Below are 6006 nucleotides of genomic sequence, written 5' to 3' on the forward strand. Positions count from 1 at the left end.
CAGGCCGAAATCGCCGCCGCCCTCGATTATCAGGATCGGCCCGGCCTTTCGGCCGTCGAGCGGTTCATGAAACACTATTTCCTGGTCGCCAAGGATGTCGGCGACCTGACCCGCATCTTCTGCTCCGACCTTGAAGAGCAGCAGGCCAAGGCCTCGCCGACGTTCGGGCAGGTGGTCTGGTCGAAGCTATATAAACGCCAGCGCAAGATACCGGGCTCGCTCGAATTCGTCTCCGACAGCGGCCGGATCGCGCTCGCCGAACCGGACGTGTTCAAGAAGGATCCGGTCGCCATCATCCGCTTCTTCTATGTCGCGGTGATCAACGACCTGGAATTCCATCCGGATGCGCTGAAGGTGGTGACGCGCTCGCTGTCGCTGATCAATGCCGAGCTCAGGGAAAACGAGGAGGCCAACCGGCTGTTCCTGTCGATCCTGACCTCGCGCAACGACCCGGCGCTTTATCTGAGGCGCATGAACGAGGCCGGCGTGCTCGGAAGGTTCATCCCGGAATTCGGCCGTATCGTCGCGATGATGCAGTTCAACATGTATCATCATTTCACCGTCGACGAGCACCTGATCCGCGCGGTCGCCGTGCTGTCGGAGATCGACAATGCCGGCGGCGAGTCGGAACTCCATCCGCTTGCCGCAAGGCTGATCCAGTCGGTCGAGGACCGGGCCGTGCTTTATGTCGCGGTGCTGCTTCACGATATCGCCAAGGGCCGCAAGGAAGATCATTCGATCGCCGGCGCCCGGGTCGCGCGCAAGCTGTGCCCCCGTTTCGGGATGACGGCGAAGCAGACCGAACAGGTCGCCTGGCTGATCGAATATCACCTCTTGATGTCGATGACCTCGCAGACCCGCGATCTCAACGACCGCAAGACGGTGGTCGATTTCGTCGACAAGGTTCAGTCGCTCGAACGGCTTAACCTCCTGCTGATCCTGACAGTCTGCGATATCCGCGCTGTCGGTCCGGATGTCTGGAACGGCTGGAAGGGGCAGTTGCTGCGCACGCTCTATTACGAAACCGAAATCCTGCTGTCGGGTGGTTTCTCCGCCGTTTCCCGCAAGGCGCGGACCGAGCACGCCATCGAGCGGCTGGAAGATTCGCTCACCGGCTGGGAGGATGCCGAGCGGCGCAAATACGCCAATCTGCAATACCAGAACTATCTGCTCACGGTGCCGCTGGAAGACCAGGTCCGCCACGCCCGTTTTATCCGCGAGGCCGACAAGTCGCGGCAATTGTTCTCGACCATGGTGCGCACCAACGCGTTTCACGATATCACCGAGATCACGCTTCTGGCGCCGGACCATCCGCGGCTGCTGTCGATCATCGCAGGCGCCTGCGCCGCGACCGGGGCGAACATCGCCGACGCCCAGATCTTCACCACCACCGACGGGCGGGCGCTCGATACGATCCTGTTGAACCGGGCCTTTGACGATGACGCCGACGAGCTGCGGCGCGCCAACACGATTGGCAAGCTGATCGAGGACCTGCTTTCCGGCCGCAAGCACCTCAACCAGTTGATCGCCGCGCGCCAGCGCGAGCGCCGTTCGGTGCGTCCGTTTTCGGTGCCGACCCATGTGTCGGTGTCGAACAAGCTCTCCAATATCTTCACGGTCATCGAGATCGAATGCCTTGACCGCACCGGCCTGCTTGCCGATGTGACCCAGACGCTGTCGGAGCTTTCGCTCGACATCCAGACCGCCCGGATCACCACTTTCGGCGAGAAGGTGATCGACAGTTTCTACGTGACCGACCTTGTCGGCGCGAAGATCACCAGCGAAAGCCGGCAGGCGGCGATTGTTGAGCGGATGAAAGCGGTGCTTGAGGAAAAGGGCGACGATTACCGCAGGGGCATGCCGCCGGGCATGCTGCTGCCGGCTGAAATCGGCACGCAGGCACGGCGCGTCGACGCCAAGGACGGGCGCGAGAAATGAGCCTTGTCGGCAAGTTCGCCACCGTCGGCGGCGCCACCTTCGCAAGCCGGCTGTTCGGCTTCGCGCGCGAAACCATGATGGCGGCAGCACTTGGCAACGGTCCGATGGCCGACGTGTTCTACGCCGCCTTCCGCTTCCCCAACCTGTTTCGCCGGTTGTTTGCCGAAGGCGCGTTCAACGCCGCCTTCGTGCCGCTGTTTTCCAAGGAGATCGAGGAAAGCGGGGTCGACGGCGCCAAGCGCTTTGCCGAGCAGGTTCTCGGCGTTCTGTTCACGGCGCTGTTCCTGATCACCGTGGTGATGGAACTGGCGATGCCGCTGATCGTGCGCTTCATCATCGCGCCGGGCTTTGCCGATGATGCCGACAAGTTCGAGATGACGGTCAGGCTGTCATCTGTGATGTTTCCCTATCTGATCTGCATGTCGCTGATGGCGATGATGAGCGGCATGCTGAACTCGCTGCACCGCTATTTCGCCGCCGCGATCGCGCCGGTGTTTCTCAATGTCGTGCTGATCGCGGTGCTGGCCTATGGCGTCTGGATCAAGGCCGATCCGCAGATGATGGCGGAGTATCTTTCCTGGGGTGTGCTGGTCGCGGGCGTCATCCAGCTTGCCGTCGTCTGGTTCGATGTCCGCCGCGCCGGTATGCGCTTCACCTTCCGGCTGCCGAAGATCACGCCCAAAATCAGGCGGCTGGTGGCGCTCGCCGTGCCGGCGGCGATCACCGGCGGCGTCATCCAGATCAACCAGTTGATCGGCCAGGCGGTGGCATCCGGCAAGGACGGCGCGATCTCGGCGCTGCAATATGCCGACCGGCTCTACCAGCTTCCGCTCGGCGTTGTCGGCGTGGCGGGCGGCGTGGTGCTTTTGCCGGAACTGTCGCGGGCGCTGAAGGGCGGCAACTTCAAGGAAGCCGGCCATATCCAGAACCGCACCATCGAATTCGTGCTGTTTCTCACCGTTCCGGCGGCGTTCGGCCTGATGATGATTTCGACCGAGATCACGCGGGTGCTCTATGAGCGCGGCGCGTTCACGCCCGAGACCACGACGCTGGTGGCCGCGATCATGACGGTCTACGCCTTCGGCCTGCCGGCCTTCGCGCTTACCAAGGCGCTGCAGCCGGCCTTCTATGCCCGCGAAAACACCAAGCTGCCGATGCGCTTCACCATGATCGCGGTCGCTATCAATTCCGTTCTCGCCATTTCGCTGTTTCCGATCCTCGCCGAACGCGGCATCGCGCTTGCCGAGGTGGTTTCGGGCTGGACCAATGTGGTTCTGCTGGCGACCACGCTCGTGATCTCCGGTCATCTGAAGTTCGACAGCCTTCTGATGTGCCGCATACCGCTGATCGTCCTGAGCGGCGCCGCGATGGCGGCCGCGGTGAAATTCGCGGCGGTGAAGCTTGCGGCCTGGTTTGCGCCGGGCGCGCATTTCATGCAGCAGCTCGGCGGGGTGCTGATCCTGATCGCGATCGCCATGGCGGTCTATTTCGGCCTGGTGCTCGCCACCGGTGGTGTCAATCGGGCGCTGATCATGAAACTCGTCCGTCGCCGCCGCGGATAGGACCACTTCTCAGTTTGACGCGCCGCACGCCGCGGTGCATAAGCGCTGCCAGCAAAACCCGATGAACCGGGCCTTCCACCCGTCCGAAAGAGAACTGACATGAGTGAATTCAAGCCGCAAATCTTCTCCGGCGTCCAGCCGACCGGCAATCTGCATCTCGGCAATTATCTGGGCGCGCTCAGAAAATTCGTGGCGCTTCAGGACAAGATGGACTGCATCTATTGCGTGGTCGACATGCATTCAATCACCGCGCAGCTCGTTCATGAGGACCTGAAGGGGCAGACGCGCGCGATCACCGCCGCCTATCTCGCCGCCGGCATCGATCCCGAAAAGCACATCGTGTTCAATCAGTCGGCGGTGCCGCAGCATGCCGAGCTTGCCTGGATCTTCAACTGCGTCGCCCGCATCGGCTGGATGAACCGGATGACCCAGTTCAAGGACAAGGCCGGCAAGGACCGCGAGAACGCCTCGCTCGGCCTGCTTGCCTATCCGAGCCTGATGGCGGCCGACATTCTGGTCTACCGCGCCACCCATGTGCCGGTCGGCGACGACCAGAAGCAGCATCTGGAGCTGACGCGCGATATCGCGATGAAGTTCAATCTCGATTTCGAGAAGAAAATCCGCGCGGCCGGGACGGGCATCGACATCACGGTTGGCGATCAGCCGGTGCATGCCTTCTTCCCGATGGTGGAACCGCTGATCGAAGGCCCCGCGCCCCGGGTGATGAGCCTGAAGGACGGCACCAAGAAGATGTCGAAATCGGACCCGTCCGATCTCTCGCGCATCAACCTGACCGACGATGCCGAGACCGTGGCGCGCAAGATCCGCAAGGCCAAGACCGATCCGGATGCGCTGCCGAGCGAGGTCGAGGGGCTGAAGGGGCGGCCCGAGGCCGACAATCTTGTCGGCATTTTCGCGGCCCTTGCCGATCGCACCAAGGCCGATGTTCTTTCCGAATTCGGCGGCCAGCAGTTCTCGCAGTTCAAGCCGGCGCTCGCCGATCTTGCCGTCACCGTGCTGTCGCCGATCACGGCCGAGATGCGGCGTCTTGACGCCGATCCGGGCCATATCGATGCCGTCCTGAAGGATGGCGGCGAGCGGGCAGGGGCCATCGCGCAGAAGACCATGAAGGACGTTCACGAGATCGTCGGCCTGCTCTGATAGCGCCCCGGCGCTTGATTTTCTGCGATCTATGATATGATGTCGGCTTGGCCACCGGCATCGACCGGCCCGGCCTGCCGCATTTCGCAGTCTGGCGGAAACGCCCGACCTCCGCCGAAATGCGGCGAAAGCGATGGGATGGAGCGTTTTCCTCGCGGACGCGTTCCAGCCGCAGTCTTGTCTTCAACAGCCGCGCGGGCTTTCTTGAGATTGGTGGGGTGACACAATGGTTTCCAAACGTCTTTCCGGCGAGGCCGGACATCGCCGAAAATTCATGGCCATCGTGGACGATACGCCCGAATGCATCCGCGCCGTGCGCTATGCCGGCCGCCGCGCCAAGAATTCCAATGGCGGACTGGTGCTCTGCTACATCATTCCGCAGCACGATGCGCAGGAGTGGATCGGGGTTCAGGAAATCATCCGCGCCGAGGCGCGCGAGGAGGCCGAGACGATTGCCAACCGCGCCGCCGAGAATGTGCGCGAGGCGATCGGCATCGATCCGGAAATCGTGATCCGCGAGGGCGATCGCGCCGAGGAGATCAATGCCGTGGTCGAGGAAGACCGCGATATCGCGATCCTGGTTCTGGCCGCCGGTCCCGCCAAGGAAGGGCCGGGGCCGCTGGTCTCGATGCTCGCCGGACGCGGCAATGCGTTCACGATACCGGTCACCGTTCTGCCCGACGGGCTGGACGACGCCGATATCGATGCGCTCTGCTGACCCTTGCGTTTGCCCTCCCGAAGGCCGATATAGGAACAAAACGGGCATTGCCGGTCAAATTCGTTGACCGCTGGACGCGCTCCAGCCGCCCGAACTGATTTGGAGATGGATATGTTCATCCAGACGGAAACGACGCCCAATCCCGCGACCCTGAAATTCCTGCCCGGACGCGTTGTCATGGAAGGCGGCAATGCCGATTTCCGCAGCGCCGATGACGCCATCGTTTCGCCGCTTGCGACCCGGCTTTTCGCCGTGCCGGGCGTGGAAGGCGTGATGTTCGGCTATGATTTCGTCGCCGTGACCAAGGGCGAGCCCGAGTGGCAGCACCTGAAGCCGGCGATTCTCGGCGCGATCATGGAGCATTTCCTGTCCGGCGCGCCGGTGATGGCCGAGGGTGCTTCTCCCGCGATCGATCCCGACAGCGACGAGGAATTCTTCGATGAAGGCGACGAGACCATCGTCGCCACCATCAAGGAGTTGCTGGAAACCCGCGTTCGCCCGGCCGTTTCCCAGGATGGCGGCGACATCACCTTCCGCGGCTATCGCGAGGGCACGGTGTTTCTCAACATGAAGGGCGCCTGCTCGGGTTGCCCGTCATCGACGGCGACGCTGAAGCACGGCGTCCAG

At 62.8% G+C, this 6006-nt stretch carries 5 protein-coding genes; all 5 read left to right on the plus strand.

All coding sequences use genetic code 11. The annotated features are described in order from the left end of the window. On the plus strand, window positions 1–1938 hold a 1938-nt coding region (gene glnD, locus B4E36_RS23850; protein ID WP_345900903.1), incomplete at its 5' end, for a [protein-PII] uridylyltransferase. Continuing rightward, window positions 1935–3500, plus strand: a complete 1566-nt coding sequence (gene murJ, locus B4E36_RS23855; protein WP_345900904.1) for a murein biosynthesis integral membrane protein MurJ — start codon at window positions 1935–1937, stop codon at window positions 3498–3500. The genes glnD and murJ, both read left to right, overlap by 4 nt. A 99-nt stretch (window positions 3501–3599) precedes the next feature. Next, complete coding sequence (trpS, locus tag B4E36_RS23860; RefSeq protein ID WP_292055347.1) at window positions 3600–4661, plus strand: tryptophan--tRNA ligase; 1062 nt, start codon at window positions 3600–3602, stop codon at window positions 4659–4661. A 226-nt stretch (window positions 4662–4887) separates the two neighbouring features. Continuing rightward, a complete protein-coding gene (locus B4E36_RS23865) occupies window positions 4888–5379 on the plus strand; it encodes a universal stress protein (protein ID WP_018065543.1) in 492 nt (163 codons plus the stop codon). 111 nt (window positions 5380–5490) lie between these two features. Then, on the plus strand, window positions 5491–6006 hold a 516-nt coding region (locus tag B4E36_RS23870), incomplete at its 3' end, for a NifU family protein (protein WP_345900905.1).

It is taken from the genome of Martelella sp. UBA3392 (assembly GCF_002358775.1).
GTDB lineage: Bacteria > Pseudomonadota > Alphaproteobacteria > Rhizobiales > Rhizobiaceae > Martelella > Martelella mediterranea.

Coding starts and splice junctions, on each gene's coding strand:
- murJ (WP_345900904.1), top strand. CDS start 1,935: ATGAGCCTTGTCGGCAAGTTCGCCACCGTCGGCGGCGCCACCTTCGCA.
- trpS (WP_292055347.1), top strand. CDS start 3,600: ATGAGTGAATTCAAGCCGCAAATCTTCTCCGGCGTCCAGCCGACCGGC.
- B4E36_RS23865 (WP_018065543.1), top strand. CDS start 4,888: ATGGTTTCCAAACGTCTTTCCGGCGAGGCCGGACATCGCCGAAAATTC.